This window comes from Christiangramia sediminicola (assembly GCF_031344135.1).
GTDB classification, from domain to species: domain Bacteria; phylum Bacteroidota; class Bacteroidia; order Flavobacteriales; family Flavobacteriaceae; genus Christiangramia; species Christiangramia sediminicola.
Window position 1 is genome coordinate 502,824 of record NZ_JAVJIU010000004.1, and the last position, 17,172, is coordinate 519,995.

The 17,172-nt window shown below is 37.4% G+C and carries 21 protein-coding genes; 18 read left to right on the top strand and 3 right to left on the bottom strand.

Annotated features, from left to right (window positions below):
* The first annotated feature begins 51 nt into the window (after positions 1-51).
* Both RE431_RS12785 and RE431_RS12790 read left to right on the top strand, forming a co-directional pair.
* Entirely contained in the window at positions 52-831 is a 780-nt protein-coding gene (locus RE431_RS12785) for an alpha/beta fold hydrolase (RefSeq protein WP_309562378.1), read from the top strand.
* A gap of 73 nt (positions 832-904) precedes the next feature.
* The gene (locus tag RE431_RS12790) at positions 905-1,156 is read left to right on the top strand and encodes a hypothetical protein (RefSeq protein WP_309562379.1); all 252 of its coding nucleotides are present in this window, start codon (positions 905-907) and stop codon (positions 1,154-1,156) included.
* Here the strand turns inward: RE431_RS12790 and RE431_RS12795 are convergent.
* On the bottom strand, positions 1,153-1,608 hold the full coding sequence (locus RE431_RS12795) for a hypothetical protein (RefSeq protein WP_309562380.1): 456 nt from the start codon (positions 1,606-1,608) through the stop codon (positions 1,153-1,155). The genes RE431_RS12790 and RE431_RS12795 overlap by 4 nt on opposite strands.
* A 262-nt stretch (positions 1,609-1,870) precedes the next feature.
* On the opposite strand from RE431_RS12795, the gene RE431_RS12800 reads away from it, so the two are divergent.
* Positions 1,871-2,551: a hypothetical protein gene (locus RE431_RS12800; protein ID WP_309562381.1), complete on the top strand. Its 681-nt coding sequence runs from the start codon at positions 1,871-1,873 to the stop codon at positions 2,549-2,551.
* A gap of 14 nt (positions 2,552-2,565) precedes the next feature.
* Here RE431_RS12800 and thiL read toward each other — a convergent pair whose 3' ends face one another.
* Positions 2,566-3,621 (bottom strand): thiamine-phosphate kinase, encoded by a 1,056-nt coding sequence (gene thiL / locus RE431_RS12805; protein ID WP_309562382.1) that lies wholly within the window; start codon positions 3,619-3,621, stop codon positions 2,566-2,568.
* Positions 3,622-3,846: 225 nt separating this feature from the next.
* Between thiL and RE431_RS12810 the strand changes: the two genes are divergently transcribed.
* The 15 genes from RE431_RS12810 to RE431_RS12880 all read left to right on the top strand — a co-directional run bounded on the left by RE431_RS12810 (position 3,847) and on the right by RE431_RS12880 (position 16,364).
* Complete coding sequence (locus tag RE431_RS12810; RefSeq protein WP_309562383.1) at positions 3,847-4,176, top strand: HesB/IscA family protein; 330 nt, start codon at positions 3,847-3,849, stop codon at positions 4,174-4,176.
* Positions 4,177-4,225: 49 nt separating this feature from the next.
* Positions 4,226-5,671 (top strand): Fe-S cluster assembly protein SufB, encoded by a 1,446-nt coding sequence (sufB, locus tag RE431_RS12815; protein WP_309562384.1) that lies wholly within the window; start codon positions 4,226-4,228, stop codon positions 5,669-5,671.
* Positions 5,672-5,692: 21 nt separating this feature from the next.
* Positions 5,693-6,079, top strand: a complete 387-nt coding sequence (locus RE431_RS12820; protein WP_309562385.1) for a hypothetical protein — start codon at positions 5,693-5,695, stop codon at positions 6,077-6,079.
* A gap of 45 nt (positions 6,080-6,124) precedes the next feature.
* Positions 6,125-6,877, top strand: a complete 753-nt coding sequence (gene sufC, locus RE431_RS12825; RefSeq protein ID WP_309562386.1) for a Fe-S cluster assembly ATPase SufC — start codon at positions 6,125-6,127, stop codon at positions 6,875-6,877.
* Between the two features lie 47 nt (positions 6,878-6,924).
* Positions 6,925-8,241 carry a Fe-S cluster assembly protein SufD gene (gene sufD, locus RE431_RS12830; RefSeq protein WP_309562387.1) on the top strand — a complete coding sequence of 439 codons (1,317 nt, stop codon included), beginning with the start codon at positions 6,925-6,927 and terminating at the stop codon, positions 8,239-8,241.
* Positions 8,242-8,266: 25 nt separating this feature from the next.
* Positions 8,267-9,505, top strand: a complete 1,239-nt coding sequence (locus tag RE431_RS12835) for an aminotransferase class V-fold PLP-dependent enzyme (RefSeq protein ID WP_309562388.1) — start codon at positions 8,267-8,269, stop codon at positions 9,503-9,505.
* A gap of 303 nt (positions 9,506-9,808) precedes the next feature.
* Positions 9,809-10,783: a M43 family zinc metalloprotease gene (locus RE431_RS12840; RefSeq protein ID WP_309562389.1), complete on the top strand. Its 975-nt coding sequence runs from the start codon at positions 9,809-9,811 to the stop codon at positions 10,781-10,783.
* An 82-nt stretch (positions 10,784-10,865) separates the two neighbouring features.
* Positions 10,866-11,297 (top strand): hypothetical protein, encoded by a 432-nt coding sequence (locus tag RE431_RS12845; RefSeq protein ID WP_309562390.1) that lies wholly within the window; start codon positions 10,866-10,868, stop codon positions 11,295-11,297.
* A gap of 37 nt (positions 11,298-11,334) precedes the next feature.
* Positions 11,335-11,757, top strand: a complete 423-nt coding sequence (locus RE431_RS12850; protein ID WP_309562391.1) for a SufE family protein — start codon at positions 11,335-11,337, stop codon at positions 11,755-11,757.
* A gap of 1 nt (position 11,758) precedes the next feature.
* Positions 11,759-12,082: an iron-sulfur cluster assembly protein gene (locus RE431_RS12855; protein WP_309562392.1), complete on the top strand. Its 324-nt coding sequence runs from the start codon at positions 11,759-11,761 to the stop codon at positions 12,080-12,082.
* 9 nt (positions 12,083-12,091) lie between these two features.
* Positions 12,092-12,604 (top strand): DUF2480 family protein, encoded by a 513-nt coding sequence (locus tag RE431_RS12860; RefSeq protein ID WP_309562393.1) that lies wholly within the window; start codon positions 12,092-12,094, stop codon positions 12,602-12,604.
* Between the two features lie 2 nt (positions 12,605-12,606).
* Entirely contained in the window at positions 12,607-13,512 is a 906-nt protein-coding gene (locus RE431_RS12865) for a DUF3078 domain-containing protein (RefSeq protein WP_309562394.1), read from the top strand.
* 118 nt (positions 13,513-13,630) lie between these two features.
* A complete protein-coding gene (hflX, locus tag RE431_RS12870) occupies positions 13,631-14,857 on the top strand; it encodes a GTPase HflX (protein ID WP_309562395.1) in 1,227 nt (408 codons plus the stop codon).
* Positions 14,858-14,923: 66 nt separating this feature from the next.
* A complete protein-coding gene (locus RE431_RS12875; RefSeq protein ID WP_309562396.1) occupies positions 14,924-15,652 on the top strand; it encodes a hypothetical protein in 729 nt (242 codons plus the stop codon).
* A gap of 154 nt (positions 15,653-15,806) precedes the next feature.
* On the top strand, positions 15,807-16,364 hold the full coding sequence (locus RE431_RS12880) for a hypothetical protein (RefSeq protein ID WP_309562397.1): 558 nt from the start codon (positions 15,807-15,809) through the stop codon (positions 16,362-16,364).
* On the opposite strand, the gene RE431_RS12885 is transcribed toward RE431_RS12880, so the two are convergent.
* Complete coding sequence (locus RE431_RS12885) at positions 16,365-17,171, bottom strand: NAD(P)H-binding protein (protein ID WP_309562398.1); 807 nt, start codon at positions 17,169-17,171, stop codon at positions 16,365-16,367. It lies immediately after the preceding gene.
* Position 17,172: the final 1 nt, after the last annotated feature.

The following is a 17,172-nucleotide window of genomic DNA, read 5'->3' on the forward strand; positions in this document are numbered from 1 at the left end:
CGCGAATTCTGGAATTATTATTCTTGAGTTCGCGGTTTTTTAGTTTATAGTATGAGTACAATTATATATAAAGGAGCAAAAATTCATTATTCTGTAACGGGTAATGGTGAAAAAGTGCCATTGGTACTATTGCATGGTTTTCTGGAAGATTCCAGCATCTGGTCACCAATTGTTAAAGAACTGCAAAAAGAACGGCCGGTTATTTGCATCGATTTACCCGGACATGGGAAGTCTGATGGAGTTGCCAAAATACATAGTATGGAACTCATGGCTGAAGTGGTTCACGAAGTGCTAAATAAGCTTGAAATTCAAGTGATTAGTATTGCCGGACACAGTATGGGAGGTTATGTAAGTTTGGAATTCCTGAAAAATTTTCCTATTGTATTAAAGAGCGTAATGTTGATTAATTCAACACCAGATGAGGACACTGTGGAAAAACGCCAAATACGTGAAAGATCTGTTAAATTGGTCGGGAAAAATAAAGATGCTTATATAAGTATGGCTATTTCAAATCTCTTTCCGGAAGAAAGTAAGATTAAATTTTCTGAGGAGATTGAAAAATTAAAGAGCCGGGCAATTAAAATGAAAGGTGAAAATGTCCAGGCAGCATTAAAAGGTATGAAAATTCGTACAAATTATAGAGATGTCTTGAAAAGCTTTCAAAAACAGAAGATAATCGTAGCTGGAAAACAGGATCCAATATTGGTAATCAATGAAATAGCAAAGGTTTCAGAAGAATGTGATTGTGAATTTCACATGCTGGAACGAGGGCATAATTCCTATATGGAAGATATGAACAATTTAAGAACAATCATGCTTTTCATCGATTAATTAACGCTTTTTGTCGGAACATTAACTTTTTTTTATAATTTAGAAAACTAGAAACCAGAAATTTAACCTTATCATGAAAAAATCGCACCCTACTTTATTTTCATTTGCAAAGGTTCGTTGCAGTATTTTCGGTCATAAATTAAGAGTGTCTAAAAACATTACCAATCACGTTCACGAGTATGAATGTAAAAATTGTGGAATGGAAATGACAGATACTGCGGACGGATTACTAGCTCGACTTACCCCAAAATTCAAGGAGACCAATGAGTACCTTGCAAAGATCCACAAAAGACGCAAGAGAATATTTCTTGCAAAAGCTTCTTAATTTTCTCTGTTTTCGATGACTCTTTCATCGGTTTCAAAATTATAACCTACAAATACAGGTTCTGAATTTTCAGAGACATGCTGAAATATTAACCCATTATAGATGTTAGCGTCTCCAATTTCATATAAGTTTACCATATATCCCTTAATATTACTTTCGGGAATTATCTGAACGCCATTCTTTTTGTAGCCTTTAACGGCAAATTCTTGGCTATGAATTTTTTCATTACCGGCAGTTCCTATTGAATAAGGATAAGAGGTAACTTCATTATATCCGTTGGTCTCTTCTGCTTTAACAGTAAAACTCATGCCCTTCGTGCTGTCTGCGGCATAAAAACTTACCATGTATATATAATCTTCTGTATCTGTTAGATCTTTAAATTCATATAAGTTTTCTTTGCTACAAGAAATTAGACATAAACATGCTAAAATTCCAAATAATAAATTTTTCACATCTTTGGGTTTTCGCCAATATATTAACTATGTCTTAATTTTTCAGTATAATTGCTGAAAATCATCGATTATCGCTGGGAATTCCTTAAGATTAACAATCTGTATTTTTCTATTTATTTCATTAAATACTGAAGCTAGGTCTCAGAATAATGATTTAGAAGCTGGTATTTATAATGTTGGTGTCGGTAGTATTCTTGGAGGAGTAGGCGCCGTGATCAATAAAGAACCTGGTGAAAAGTTTGGAAAAACTTTGCTAAGGGGCATGGGTCAGGGTGCACTTGGCGGTTACTTGGTATTTGAGAGTAAAAGACTGGTGCGTGAGTTTGCTAAATCTGGTGATTATAACTACGTATGGCCTTCTAAAATTGTAAATTCTGCTGGAACTTCGATTATTGAAAATGCCGCAGCGAATCGCGACTTCTGGGCGCGATGGCATTTGAATATTGGCTTTAATAGAATTGAAGTGAACACTAAAGATAACTTCAAAATCAGTTATAGAATAATGCCGTTTGACCTTGCTGCTACAGTATATCACTCAGTGAATTCCCGGCTGGATTGGAACACAAGCATGAAAGTGGGAACTTTTGTATTTCGTTCCAAAATTATAATGGAGAATAGCCAATATCGAGGTGCTGCTTTTGGTAATAGTATTCGTTTATTAGAAAGGATTGAAGGAAACATAGCATTACCTCACGAAATTATTCACACTTATCAATATGAGCAACTTTCTGGGGTTAATGGATTTCTATTTGATTTCGAGAAAAAGTATAAGCATAAAATAGCAAAGAAAATTCCAGCCATAGAAATTTATCATAAGATCTTCTATACCGATTATAATTTACTTCTGAATTCCATTATTAGCTATATAGCCAATCCTAACAGGGATGCTAGTGGATTCTATGAGAAGGAAGCGCGGTATTATGGAAGTAAATTTATTCCTTAAAAATCTAAACTTTTTTAATCCTCTTTATCTTCCATCGAATTCCAACCCCTGGCGATCAAAGGTAATTTTTGATTGGCTCTGGTAACAAGATGCATACCTTCATTTTCCTCTGTCATATGGCCAATAACCGTTAGATGCGGATTTCCTTTTATTTTGTCGTAATCATCCTGTGATATCGTGAATAAAAGTTCATAATCTTCACCGCCGCTTAGTGCGATCATGGTGCTGTCAATTTCAAATTCTTCACAAACTGAAATTACCGCAGGATCCAGTGGAATCTTTTCTTCAAAAATATTGGCGCCTAATTTTGAATTTTTGCAAAGGTGTATCACTTCAGAAGAAAGTCCGTCACTTATGTCTATCATAGAAGTTGGAAGAACATCCAGATCTTTTAGAAGTGGTGGAATGTCTTTTCTTGCTTCCGGCTTCAATTGTCTTTCGATCAAATAAGTATATTGATCGAGGTCTGGCTGTGAGTTTGGATTTGCCTTGAAAACCTCTTTTTCACGTTCAAGCACCTGAAGACCCATATAAGCTGCGCCAAGGTCGCCCGTTACAACCAGAAGATCATTTGCTTTTGCTCCATTTCTGTATACGACATCTTCTTTCTCAGCAATTCCAAGCGCGGTAACGCTTATCATTAATCCGGAAGTTGAAGAAGTGGTGTCACCACCAATAACGTCAATATTGTAAATTTTTGATGCCAGTTGAATTCCTGCATAAAGTTCTTCCAGGGCTTCTACAGGAAATCTGTTCGAGACTGCAATAGAAACGGTGATCTGAGTTGCTTTTGCATTCATTGCATAAACGTCGGAAAGATTTACCATTACAGCTTTATATCCCAAGTGTTTTAAAGGCATATAAGCAAGGTCAAAATGTACTCCCTCAACCAGAAGATCTGTGCTAATAATAGTTTGCTTGTTCTCAAAATTGAGCACCGCGGCATCATCGCCTATCGCCTTAATGGTTGATTCCAGCTTCGGGCTGAAATTCTTTGTTAGGTGGTCTATTAATCCAAATTCTCCTAATTGTGAAAGGTTTGTCTTGCTTTCCTGACTATTCTCAAACATGCAATTGAATTTTAAAATGCAAAAGTACGATTATAAAATTCAATGAAGAAGAAAGAGGCAAAAGCTTTAAGGCTTGTTAGAACCTGCTTGAAACTGCGGAATTTCCGCATTAATTTCTAATTGACGGGCTCTATAATTCAATTCTTAAAACATATGCTTAGTCTATGGTAAAACGTATGCTTTGTAGTATATTTGTGCCCAATTTAGAATTAATCTTTATAGCTTATGATTAAAGTTAGCGAAGAGGCTAAAAAGAAAATTTCCGCCCTGATGACTGAGGATGGTTTCAATCCTGAAGCCGACTATGTGCGAGTGGGAGTGAAGAGCGGAGGTTGTTCTGGTTTATCTTACGAATTGAATTTCGATAAGAGCCAGGCCGAAGGCGATAAAGTCTTTGAAGACAACGACGTAAAAATCGTTGTGGATAAGCGCAGTGTTCTTTATCTGGCTGGGACCATTCTGGAATATTCAGGAGGTCTTAACGGAAAGGGTTTTGTATTTAATAATCCAAACGCACAGAGAACATGCGGATGCGGTGAAAGTTTTTCACTGTAAGATATACCCATCAATCAATTGATGTGATTAAAAATTAGAATTAGAAAGAATGGCATATACTGAAGACGATTTAAAGAAAGAGCTCGAAACCAAAGAGTATGAGTACGGATTTTATACCGATATAGAATCTGATACTTTTCCTGTGGGCTTGAACGAGGATATCGTGCGGGCAATTTCTAAGAAGAAGGAAGAACCAGAATGGATGACTGAATGGCGATTAGAAGCCTTTCGTGAATGGGAGAAAATGGAAGAGCCAGATTGGGCGAACGTAAATTACCCAAAACCTGATTTTCAGAATATCTCTTATTATTCGGCACCAAATAAAAAACCGAAATACGATAGTCTGGATGAGGTTGACCCAGAATTACTGGATACTTTCAAAAAGCTTGGTATTTCGTTAGATGAGCAGAAGAAGCTTGCCGGTGTTGCGGTAGATGTGGTAATGGATTCAGTTTCTGTAACCACTACTTTTAAAAAGACATTGGCTGAAAAAGGTATTATTTTCTGTTCAATTTCTGAAGCTATCAAAGAACATCCGGAACTGGTAAAGAAATATCTTGGAACTGTGGTTCCGAAGAAAGATAATTTCTATGCAGCTCTGAATTCAGCAGTATTTAGTGATGGTTCATTCTGTTACATTCCAAAAGGTGTTCGTTGCCCAATGGAGCTTTCTACTTATTTCAGAATTAATCAGGCGGGAACGGGACAGTTCGAAAGAACTCTCGTAGTTGCTGATGAAAGTAGTTATGTAAGTTACCTTGAAGGTTGTACTGCTCCAACAAGAGATGAAAATCAGCTTCATGCAGCGGTGGTTGAACTTATCGCTTTAGATGATGCTGAAATAAAATATAGTACCGTTCAAAACTGGTATCCTGGAAACAAAGAAGGTAAAGGAGGAGTTTTCAACTTCGTAACCAAAAGAGGACTTTGTGAAAAAGGGGCGAAAATTTCCTGGACTCAAGTTGAAACTGGATCTGCGGTTACATGGAAGTATCCTAGCTGTATTTTGAAAGGAGATAATTCAGTAGGAGAATTTTACTCTATTGCGGTAACTAACAATTACCAGCAGGCAGATACAGGTACAAAAATGATCCACTTAGGAAAGAATACCAAGAGTACGATCATTTCAAAAGGTATCTCTGCAGGGAAATCTCAGAACTCATACCGTGGACTTGTTCAGATAAATGGTAGAGCAGATAATGCAAGAAACTTTTCACAGTGTGATTCTCTTCTAATGGGGAACAAGTGTGGAGCGCATACTTTCCCTTATATCGAGGTGAAAAATAAATCAGCTCAGGTAGAACATGAGGCTACAACCAGTAAGATCGGGGAAGACCAGATTTTCTATTGTAACCAGAGAGGAATTGATACTGAAAAAGCGATCGCATTGATCGTGAACGGATTCAGCAAAGAAGTGTTGAACAAGCTGCCAATGGAATTCGCTGTAGAGGCTCAGAAATTACTGGAGATCTCTTTAGAAGGTTCAGTTGGATAATTAACAGCGCTAGAAACTGTTATGAAGAAGTTATTTGGATTACTGATATTAAGTTTGATTCTTTTTTCCTGTCAGGATGAAGAGCGTAAGGAACTTATGAATGGCCCGGAAGTTGAAAAAGTTCCGGATAGTATTCAGGTTCTTGAAGGTGAATTCATTTATACGGCAGATGCTGCGGTAATTAGAGGGGAGAATTTTGTTTATGGAGTTACTTTAGATTCTATGAGTCAGGTTCTTTCTGATAAGATCGCGCCATTAAAAAAGGATGATTTTCAGATGATCCCGGTAACGGTAAAAGCGAAAATAGTTCCTAATCCGGAGCAGGAAGGATGGGAAGAGGTTATTGAAATCCTTCAGATCGTTGAAGTTCCCGAAATGGAAAAAGTTTCAGACACAATAAAAGAATAAAAGAAAAATTAAATATCTGCATTGGCAGATTCAGAATAGATAGACATGCTTAAAATAAAGAATTTACACGCCAGCATAGAAGATAAAGAAATCCTGAAAGGTATTAATCTTGAGATCAAGCCGGGAGAAGTTCATGCGATCATGGGACCAAACGGATCTGGAAAAAGTACTCTTTCTTCGGTAATCGCCGGAAGAGAAGAATACGAGATGACCGATGGAGAAATGATCTTTGAAGGTGCAGATCTTCAGGAAATGGATCCTGAAGAAAGAGCTCACAAAGGGATCTTCCTATCTTTTCAATATCCAGTGGAAATTCCGGGAGTTTCAGTAACTAATTTCATTAAAACGGCTATCAACGCCCAGCGTAAAGCTCATGGTAAAGAAGATATGCCAGCTAATGAAATGCTGAAAATGATCCGTGAGAAATCTGCAATGCTGGAAATAGATCGTAAATTTTTATCTCGTTCTCTAAACCAAGGATTCTCTGGAGGTGAGAAAAAACGTAACGAGATCTTCCAGATGGCAGTTCTAAACCCAAAACTATCAATTCTAGATGAGACCGATTCTGGTCTTGATATCGATGCATTGAAAGTTGTAGCAAATGGAGTAAATAAGCTGAAGAATGAAGATAATGCTGTTTTGCTTATTACTCACTACCAGAGACTATTAGATTATATCGTGCCAGATGTAGTTCATGTAATGGTAGATGGAAAGATCGTGAAGTCAGGAGGCAAAGAACTTGCGCACGAACTTGAAGAAAGAGGTTACGACTGGGTTAAGCCGGAAAAAACAGTTTAATATTCAGTTTTCTGAATTTAGATTGTTTAATATGAAATTTGAAAGTAATGGAATTAAAAGATAAACTTATCTCATCATTTTTGGCCTTCGAAGAAGGTCTGGAGCCTGATAATGGAATGGACGCCATTAGAAGTGAGGCTATCAAGAATTTTGAAAGCCTTGGTTTTCCAGATAAGAAAGATGAGAACTGGAAATATACTTCACTGAGATCTGTTTTAAAACATGATTACAGTGTATTCCCAAAGAAAGAGGATGCTATAGAATACAGGGATATCAAGAAATATCTTATTCATGATATCGATACCTATGATCTTGTTTTTATTGATGGGATCTATTCTTCGCACCTTTCGCAAACAACTCATGAGAAGATTGATGTTTGTTTGATGTCGTCTGCGCTGAACAAGGCTAAGTACAGACCTGTGATTGATAACTACTTTAATAAAGTAGCTCCAAAATCAGGGCTAAATTCATTGAATACAGCATTTGCGAGAGAAGGTGCTTTTATTCACATTCATAAGAACAAACAGGCAGATAAGCCTATCCAGATCATCAATTTCGCTACAGGCAATGAATCATCTTTATTGCTTCAGCCTAGAAATTTGATCGTTGCTGAAGAGAATTCTCATGTTCAGATCATTGAAAGACATCAGAGTTTGACAGATCATCCGGTGCTAACCAACTCGGTAACCGAGATCTATGCAGACAGAAGAGCGATGGTTGATTATTATAAGATCCAGAACGATAAGTCTTCGGCATCTCTAATCGATAATACATTTATAGATCAGAAGGATGAAAGTAATGTATCTATACATACTTTCTCATTTGGTGGTAAGCTTACGCGTAATAACCTGAACTTCTATCAGAATGGTGAGCGCATAGATTCTACTATGAAAGGCATTACGATCATTGAAGATAGGCAGCACGTAGATCACAATACGCTTGTGCATCATATTCAACCAAATTGTGAAAGTCACCAGGATTACAAAGGTATTTTTGGAGATAGTTCAACCGGCGTTTTTAATGGAAAAGTTCTGGTTGAAAAAGAAGCTCAGAAAACGAATGCTTATCAGTCTAACAACAATATTTTAGCTGATGATAAGGCGACGATCAACTCAAAACCTCAATTAGAGATCTTTGCAGATGATGTGGCTTGTAGTCATGGTTGTACTATTGGTCAGTTAGACGAAGATGCCTTGTTTTACCTTCAATCAAGAGGAATACCTAGAAAGGAAGCAAGAGGATTGATGATGTATGCATTCGCTAACAATGTACTTGAAAGCGTTAAGATCCCTGAAGTTAAGAAAAGGATCAACAAGCTTATCGCTTCAAAATTAGAAGTAGATCTAGGGTTTAACGACCTGTAATATAAATTCAAAAAAAACTTTAAGGATGAGTCAGCAAACTCAGGCTAAGACTTTTGAGGTCGAAAAGATCCGAAAGGATTTTCCAATTCTTAACCGCGAGGTTAATGGCTATCCTTTGGTTTATTTTGATAATGCGGCCACTGCCCAGACACCTACACAGGTAATGGATGTGATCGTTGATTATTATTCAAATTATAACGCCAATATCCATAGAGGTGTGCATTCCCTTTCTCAGGAAGCTACAGATAAATATGAACAGGCCAGGATAAAGATTCAGAAGCACTTTAATGCTGAAAAATCTCATGAGATCATATTTACTTCTGGGACCACCCATGGTATTAATCTTGTAGCCAACGGATTTTCATCTATTCTGAAAAAAGGTGATGAGATCCTGGTTTCTGCCATGGAGCATCATTCTAATATCGTTCCCTGGCAAATGCTTTGTGAAAGAACAGGCGCTGAGTTGAAGGTGATCCCCATGAACGATAAGGGTGAATTGATTTATGCTGAGTTCGAAAAACTTGTCAATTCAAATACAAAGCTTGTTTTCCTGAATCACGTTTCCAATGCACTTGGAACGGTGAATCCAATTAAAAAGATCATTCAGAAAGCTCATGAAAATGGAGCCGCAGTATTGATAGATGGAGCTCAGGCAGCGCCTCATATTAAGGCAGATGTGCAGGAGCTTGATGTCGATTTTTATGTGGTATCTGCTCATAAAATGTGCGGGCCTACAGGAGTTGGAGTTTTATACGGAAAAGAGGAATGGCTGGAGAAACTTCCGCCTTACCAGGGTGGAGGAGAGATGATCGCCACTGTATCTTTCGAAAAGACGACTTATGCCGGCTTACCTCATAAGTTTGAAGCAGGAACTCCAAATATTTGTGGTGGTATTGCTTTTGGAGCTGCTATAGACTACATGAATAATATTGGTTTTGAGATAATTGCAAATTATGAGCACGAATTGCTGGAATATGCGACAGCAAAATTAAAGGAGATCGAAGGAATGAAGATCTATGGCGAAGCTTCAGAAAAGACCGCTGTGATCTCATTTAATATTGAAGGTTTGCATCCATATGATATTGGAACTTTATTAGATAAAATGGGTATTGCGGTACGAACCGGTCATCATTGTGCCCAACCTGTAATGGACTTCTTTAAAATACCGGGAACGGTTAGAGCCTCGTTTTCATTTTACAACACTTACCAGGAGATTGACCGTTTTATCGAGGCGGTTAAAAAGGCCAAAATGATGCTTCAATAGCATTGTATTTGTTAAAATTATAAGAATTTTCCAGATTTAACACCTGCTCGTATCCGACGAATAGCCTTATTTGTGGGATAAATCGTCCATTTCCGTTAAATTTTTCTTTTCATTCCGTTAAGAATTATTTAAAACTTTGGCTATATTCGGCTCGTATTTTTCAGAAAAACATCTGAAAAAGTGCCAAAAAGCTTAAGCTTAAACCAAACAATTAGCAAGTCGATATTTTCACATTTTTGGCCCTTACACTCAAAGAAAAGATCGACGGGAAATAATTTTTTTAACCCAAAAAACTTTTATTTAATGAAAAGAATTTATTTGTTGGCCTCGGCCCTGACCCTAGTCTTCGCATCTTGCCAGAAGTCTTCAGAAGAAACTGTTGAAGAAACTATGGTAAACCAACAGGAAACTTTTGCTCTCGCAGATGACCAGTGTGGTACTATGGGAGTTTTAGATGAGAAGATCGCTGAAAATCCAGAATTAGTTGCAAAAATGGCTGCTGTTGAGGAACACACTCAAAAGGCTCTTAGCAACGGATGGACGAAGCGCCTGGCAGCTGACGGAAAAATTGAAATTCCAATCGTATTCCACGTACTTTACAATAGTGCAGATGAGAATATTCCACTTTCACAACTTCAGGATCAGGTTACTGCGCTAAATGAAGATTTTAGTATGAACAACCCTGGAAGAAATACAATTCCAGCTGAATTTGCTGCAGTTGAAGCAAATATTGGTGTTCGTTTCGTACTTGAAGATGTGATTCGTGTGAAAACTAAAAAACGTCAGTGGAGACCAGATGACAGCATGAAGTTTTCTTCTAGCGACGGGTCTGATGTTGTAAACCCTCAGGAATTTCTTAATATCTGGGTAGTAAGCAACATGCCTTACAGAGGTGGAAACATTCTTGGATATGCTCAATTCCCTGGAGGAAGCTGGGCTACAGATGGTGTTGTAATGGATCACAGATTTACTGGAACTACTCAGTATTCTACTGGTAGAACTGCAACTCACGAAGTTGGACACTGGTTAAACCTTCGCCACATTTGGGGTGATGGTGGATGTGGAGCTACAGATTACGTAGCAGATACTCCAGATTCTGATGCAGCTTCAAGAGGTTGCCCAACTTACCCAACAGTAAACTGTGGAACTGCAGATATGACTATGAACTTCATGGACTATTCTGATGACCCATGTCTAAACATGTTTACTGAAGGACAGAAGTCTAGAATGCTTTCTGTATTCGCTAACGGAGGTTTCCGTGCGACTATGGCTGACTAAGCTTTCAGTTAATAATAATCTAAAAAGGCACCCTTGTGGTGCCTTTTTTTGTAATATGTCCTTAATCATTAAAACACCAGATATGAAAATTCCTTTTTTAGCTATAGTGATCATGTTCTTTTCTACTAATAATTGTTCTAATCCGGAGGCAGGCTCTATAGAATCCTTTAGTTATGAAACCTTTACCAGAGGCTCATCCACTATGTACACGGTAACACCAAATCAGATTACAGTAAAAAGCACAGGTTTGAACAAAAATGAAAACTCAAACTCTATATCATCAGAAGAATGGTCAGAATTGATCAATATCGCTGGAGAAATAGATGCTGCAAAAATGAGTCAGTTAAAAGCACCTTCAGATTCAAGAGCTTCAGATGCCGCTCTGCATGCTATTTTAAGTGTGCGTAAGAATGATACCATTTATAAGACTAACTCATTCGATCACGGTAATCCGCCAGAAGAAGTCAAGCCATTAGTTGAAGCTATTTTAAGATTGGCAGAAAATGTTGAATAGCACTTCTTCTTATTGTACTTTTGCTTAAAATTGAAATATGACGATTCAGGAAAAACAACAGGAGGTAATTGATGAGTTTTCAATGTTCGATGACTGGATGCAGCGTTATGAATATATGATAGAGCTGGGAAAATCGCTTCCTCTTATTGACGAGAAATATAAGATAGACGAGAACCTTATTAAAGGTTGCCAAAGTAAAGTGTGGGTTCATGCTGAACTTGAAGGCGACAAGCTTGCATTTACTGCAGATAGTGATGCAATTATCACTAAAGGTATTGTGGCGATATTGATAAGAGTTTTTTCAGATCAGCATCCTTCAGAAATTATCGAGGCAGATACTAAATTCATTGATGAAATTGGTTTAAAAGAACATTTGTCTCCAACCAGAGCCAATGGATTAGTTAGTATGATCAAGCAATTAAAAATGTATGCCGTAGCATACCAAACTCAATTGAACTAGAATGGAACAGGAAATAAATACGCAGGAATTAGGGGAAAAGATCGTTACCGTTCTTAAAACGATATACGATCCTGAGATCCCTGTAGATATATACGAGTTAGGTCTTATTTATGATGTGATGGTTAGTACAGATCATGATGTAAAGATCTTAATGACCCTAACTACACCAAACTGCCCGGTAGCTGAAACTTTACCATTAGAAGTAGAAGAGAAGGTGAAATCTCTGGATATGGTAAAAGATGCTGAGGTAGAGATCACTTTTGACCCACCTTGGAGTCAGGATCTAATGAGTGAAGGCGCTAAGCTTGAGCTCGGACTTTTATAAAACATGATTATGGCGGAAGAGATTGTAAATCGAGTCGCTCAAAGTAAATTGATAACCTTTAATCTTGAGGATCATTATCCGAAAGGCGAAAGGTTTCTTTTTGACCTTAGTAAGTGGCTGTTTGAAGGTTTTGTTTTAAAGGAGAAAGATTTTAGAGATCATGCAAAGGCTCATGACTGGACTCAATATCAGGATAAATATATCGCTTTAACTTGCTCTACCGATGCTATTGTGCCGGCTTGGGCGTATATGCTGGTGACCACTTATTTGGATCCATATGCTAAGAAAGTGGTAATTGGAGATCTTGAGAGTCTGGAAAGTCATTTATATCAGGAAGTTATCGAAGGTCTGGATGTTTCAGATTTAGAAGATAAACCGGTGATCGTAAAAGGTTGTTCCAATAAACCTGTACCCAAAAATGCTTATGTATTTTTGATTAATAAGCTCCAGCCTGTAGTGAAAAGCCTGATGTATGGTGAAGCCTGCTCATCAGTTCCGCTTTATAAAAAACCAAAAAATTAGTTATGAAGAAAAATTTACTATTCGCCTTTTCATTGCTTTTTTGCACTGGGATCGCATTTTCACAAGAAGAAGAAAAGAAAGACTCCATTCCGCCAAACGGCTGGACTCGTGAAGGAAATGTTCAATTGCTTTTTAACCAATCTGCTTTTAATAAAGAATGGACTGGTGGAGGAACTTCCAGCATTGCCGGAAACCTTACCGTAGATTATCAGTTTAATTACAGAAAAGACGCCTTTACCTGGGATAATAGGATCCTGGCGAATTATGGTCTTACTAAAGTGAAAGGAGATGAATTTGCAAGAAAGACCAGTGACCGATTAGAATTGAATTCTATTGCTGGCAAGCAAATTGAGGAAACGAATTTCTACTACTCGTGGTTTCTGAATTTCAGAACTCAGTTTGCCAAAGGTTACGAATTTGGAGAAGATCCCGAAACCGGTGAAACTACCAGAACCGAAACTACACATTTCATGTCTCCGGCATATTTACAAACCGGTCCTGGCATCATGTATAAGAAGAGCGATAATTTTATGATTAATCTTGCTCCGGCTACAGCAAGGTTCATCTTTGTAGATAAAGATTTTACCAGTACTGAAGGATATGTTGACGGTGACTATTTTGGAGTAAATGAGGGTGAATCTATGAGGTTTGAATTTGGTGCATCGCTTAGCGGATTTGTTAGCTATGAGATTCTTGAGAACGTGAATATGGATCACACCCTTTCATTATATTCTAATTATTTAGATAAACCAGGAAATGTTGATATAGATTATCTATTGAATCTTGAAATGGGAATCAACGATTACCTTTCTGCAAACTTTATTTTCCAGGCTATTTATGATGATAATGCTGTTGGAGCATTTCAGATCAGGGAAGTTTTCGGACTTGGAATTAATTTCGGATTCTAGGCCGATCTAAAATATAAAATTAAAGGGCTCGCTTTATTGCGGGCCTTTTTCAGTTAAAATTTTGTTGAAGTATTGTTGATGCTAAAAGAGTAGCATTGTATTGATTATCTTTGTGTTTATGATTGAAAAGACCGATTTATCTTATGAAAGAACCATCCTTATTGGTATAGTTACCAAAGAACAGGATCAGGAAAAACTGGAAGAATACCTGGATGAATTAGAATTTCTAACCTATACTGCCGGAGGAGAAGTCATCAAGAGATTTTCTCAGCGTATGGACCGTCCAGATCCAAAGACTTTCATAGGTTCGGGAAAGATGAATGATGTAAAAGAGTTTGCTGCAGAAAATGATATAGGAGCAGTGATCTTTGATGACGAACTTTCACCCGCACAGCAAAAAAATATAGAAAAGATCCTGAAGTGTAAGATCCTGGATAGAACCGGTCTTATCCTTGATATATTCGCTCAGCGAGCTAAAACCAGTTATGCAAGAACTCAGGTAGAACTTGCGCAATATGAATATTTACTACCAAGACTTGCCGGAATGTGGACTCACCTTGAGAGACAGCGTGGTGGTATTGGTATGCGTGGTCCTGGGGAAACAGAGATCGAGACCGACCGTAGGATCGTTAGAGACAAGATCTCACTTCTTAAGAAAAAGCTTCAGACCATAGATAAACAAATGGAGGTTCAGCGAGGGAATCGTGGACAGCTAGTTCGAGTTGCCTTGGTGGGATATACCAACGTTGGTAAGTCTACTTTAATGAATGTGATCTCCAAAAGTGAAGTTTTTGCCGAAAACAAGCTTTTTGCGACCCTTGACACAACCGTTAGAAAGGTGGTTATACGTAACCTGCCGTTTTTGCTAAGTGATACAGTTGGATTTATTAGAAAGTTGCCTACTCAGCTTGTAGAGTCCTTTAAATCTACTCTTGATGAGGTTCGAGAGGCAGATTTGCTATTGCATGTCGTAGATATTTCACATCCTAACTTTGAAGAACACATAGATTCGGTAAACCAGATCTTAACAGAGATCGAAACCTTAGGCAAACCAACAATTATGGTTTTTAATAAGATCGATGCCTACGAGCCGGAAACTATAGACGATGATGATCTGATAACTGAAAAAACTTCAGCTCATTTTACTTTAAAGGAATGGAAGAAGACCTGGATGAGCAAGGTGGGAGATGATAATGCCCTTTTTATTTCAGCTTTGAATAAAGAGAATATGGAGCATTTCCGTAAAAAAGTATACGAAGCGGTAAGAGAGATACACATCACCAGGTTCCCTTATAATAATTTCCTTTATCCAGAATACGATAAATACGGAGAGCAGAAGGAATAGCTTAATACAGCTTTAACTAATTTCTGAAAGTATATTTTTAAATTTATAAGGATCAAATACTTATAAATGATGAAACATACACTTATACTTTTGCTGGTACTTCTTATCGGTTTTACTAATTACGCACAATCTTTAAACGGTTCCTGGAAACTCGTGGAAGAATATGGAAAGGAAGTTTCAGATAAGATCGTAAAAAGGATCTATCAGGATAATTATTTCGCAGAAACTGCCAAAGACTCCTCTTCAGATGAATTTTTATGGGCCCTCGGGGGTGAATATAAGCCTTCTGATTATTCTTTTCTTTTAGATTTCAATACCAAATCTCCGGAGGTCGTTGGCGAGTCTACCGAAGCAGATCTGGAATTTACTGATGATGATAAAATCGAAATCACTACGGATAATTCCACCCAGATTTGGGAACGAATTTCAGATGATAATAATGATCTTGATGGTAACTGGGTGATCACTGGAAGAAAAAGAGACGGTGTGATGAATACTATGAAACCCGGGGATCGCAGGACCATCAAAATTCTTGGAGGAGAAAGATTTCAGTGGGTTGCATTCAACTCTGCAACCAAGGAATTTTATGGTACTGGTGGCGGAACTTATACGGCTGAAAATGGAGTCTATACCGAGAGCATCGATGTTTTCTCCAGAGACAAAAGTAGAATAGGAGCAAGCCTGGAGTTTGATTACGAATTAAAAGATGGTGAATGGCATCATTCAGGAAAAAGTTCAAAAGGAGATCCTATTTATGAGATATGGTCAAAATATGCGAAAGCATATAAGAAATAAACTCTAATTCTTACATTAAAATGAAAATCGGCTAATACGCCGATTTTTTTGTTTAAATCATCTAAAAATTTTATAAATAACTGATAATCAGCAACTAAAAATGTAAATTATAGATTGAAACGACCCTGCATTTATGAATTTAAATTAGGGTATTATGCGTTTTCTTCTCAAAGTAATTCTGATTTCTATTATTTATTATGCTTGCGAACCCTCAGATGAACTAAGTGAGGCTAAAAGTCAACAGGCTTCAGACCCGATAAACATTGAAAATTATGAAGAGTATATTCTGGTGAATATGGATTCTAAACAAATGATCTTTGGTGCGGAAAGAAAAAATCAGGAAGAAAATAATATCGGTGCGAAATTGGTTGTCAAATACAAACCTTTTGGAGCTCCATATCACTCTCTTGTAATTTGGGGAGGTCTTGAAGATAAAAGTTATAGGGAATATCAAAGAATTGGCAGTAGTATAGAGGAGTTTGAGGGAACTGGAATTTATAAGACCGGAATTTCTTCTGGAAATAATTGTAATTTTTTCCACTTTGGAACCTCATGGCATTCTCATTACGATAGTGATGAAAGCGGATATATTGAGATCACCTTATGGGACGAAGAAACTGTAGAAGGCAATTTTGATATTCTAGTGTATAATGCTAATGACAAGTTACAGACTAAAAATCTTACCGGAAGTTTTCTCCTGAAAGTAAAATAACTAGTAAATAGATTTCGAAAATTTAAAACCGAGTTCCTTTTGAATCTTTTCAGAACTTATTTTTTTTCCTTTGGAGGCTTCAGTATGGTCAAATTCGGCTTTTGTGAGTTCTCTTTCTGAAGCGATATTAGAATAATACTTTTCTTTTGGAGGATGTTCTGGATACACTATATTCCAAACAGAATTGTCCTTTTCCTTATCGATCAATTTAAAGATCGCCGCGATACAATCTTCCTGGTGAACAAGATTAATTGGAGCTTCAGGATTCTTTACACCTGTTCTTCCAGATAAATGGTTCACAGGATGTCTTTTTTCGCCAATCAAACCTCCAAAACGTAATACTGAAGCATTAAAATTCTCATTATTCAGGAATAATAATTCTGCATTTCGAAGTTGAATAGCGATGTTATCTGAATTGTTAGTTTCAGCATCTTCTTTATAAACCGGAAAGTCTTCGGTATCCTCATAAACAGAAGTAGAACTGGTAAAAATCACTTTTTTCACGTAAGCTTTTTCAATGTATGGGATAAGCTTCTTGATCTTCTTTACAAAATTCACTTCCGGATTCTTACGCAATCCCGGCGGAATATCAACGATAAGAACTTCTGCACCGGAAAGAAAAGACCTGATATCTCCCTGGATCCCTTTTTCAAAAAGTTTGATAGAATAAGGCACCACGCCTGCAGACCGTATTTCGCTCATTCTCTCTATCCTGGTAACAGAACCTCTAACTTCATGATTTTCTTTTCGAAGTCTTTTTCCAAGTTCCATTCCCAGCCATCCGCATCCCAGTATCGATATCTTCATT

Excerpts from the sequence above, each read along its gene's own strand:
- RE431_RS12785 (WP_309562378.1), top strand. The coding sequence starts at position 52 with ATGAGTACAATTATATATAAAGGAGCAAAAATTCATTATTCTGTAACG.
- RE431_RS12790 (WP_309562379.1), top strand. The coding sequence starts at position 905 with ATGAAAAAATCGCACCCTACTTTATTTTCATTTGCAAAGGTTCGTTGC.
- RE431_RS12800 (WP_309562381.1), top strand. The coding sequence starts at position 1,871 with ATGGGTCAGGGTGCACTTGGCGGTTACTTGGTATTTGAGAGTAAAAGA.
- thiL (WP_309562382.1), bottom strand. The coding sequence starts at position 3,621 with ATGTTTGAGAATAGTCAGGAAAGCAAGACAAACCTTTCACAATTAGGA.
- RE431_RS12810 (WP_309562383.1), top strand. The coding sequence starts at position 3,847 with ATGATTAAAGTTAGCGAAGAGGCTAAAAAGAAAATTTCCGCCCTGATG.
- sufB (WP_309562384.1), top strand. The coding sequence starts at position 4,226 with ATGGCATATACTGAAGACGATTTAAAGAAAGAGCTCGAAACCAAAGAG.
- RE431_RS12820 (WP_309562385.1), top strand. The coding sequence starts at position 5,693 with ATGAAGAAGTTATTTGGATTACTGATATTAAGTTTGATTCTTTTTTCC.
- sufC (WP_309562386.1), top strand. The coding sequence starts at position 6,125 with ATGCTTAAAATAAAGAATTTACACGCCAGCATAGAAGATAAAGAAATC.
- sufD (WP_309562387.1), top strand. The coding sequence starts at position 6,925 with ATGGAATTAAAAGATAAACTTATCTCATCATTTTTGGCCTTCGAAGAA.
- RE431_RS12835 (WP_309562388.1), top strand. The coding sequence starts at position 8,267 with ATGAGTCAGCAAACTCAGGCTAAGACTTTTGAGGTCGAAAAGATCCGA.
- RE431_RS12840 (WP_309562389.1), top strand. The coding sequence starts at position 9,809 with ATGAAAAGAATTTATTTGTTGGCCTCGGCCCTGACCCTAGTCTTCGCA.
- RE431_RS12845 (WP_309562390.1), top strand. The coding sequence starts at position 10,866 with ATGAAAATTCCTTTTTTAGCTATAGTGATCATGTTCTTTTCTACTAAT.
- RE431_RS12850 (WP_309562391.1), top strand. The coding sequence starts at position 11,335 with ATGACGATTCAGGAAAAACAACAGGAGGTAATTGATGAGTTTTCAATG.
- RE431_RS12855 (WP_309562392.1), top strand. The coding sequence starts at position 11,759 with ATGGAACAGGAAATAAATACGCAGGAATTAGGGGAAAAGATCGTTACC.
- RE431_RS12860 (WP_309562393.1), top strand. The coding sequence starts at position 12,092 with ATGGCGGAAGAGATTGTAAATCGAGTCGCTCAAAGTAAATTGATAACC.
- RE431_RS12865 (WP_309562394.1), top strand. The coding sequence starts at position 12,607 with ATGAAGAAAAATTTACTATTCGCCTTTTCATTGCTTTTTTGCACTGGG.
- hflX (WP_309562395.1), top strand. The coding sequence starts at position 13,631 with ATGATTGAAAAGACCGATTTATCTTATGAAAGAACCATCCTTATTGGT.
- RE431_RS12875 (WP_309562396.1), top strand. The coding sequence starts at position 14,924 with ATGATGAAACATACACTTATACTTTTGCTGGTACTTCTTATCGGTTTT.
- RE431_RS12880 (WP_309562397.1), top strand. The coding sequence starts at position 15,807 with ATGCGTTTTCTTCTCAAAGTAATTCTGATTTCTATTATTTATTATGCT.
- RE431_RS12885 (WP_309562398.1), bottom strand. The coding sequence starts at position 17,171 with ATGAAGATATCGATACTGGGATGCGGATGGCTGGGAATGGAACTTGGA.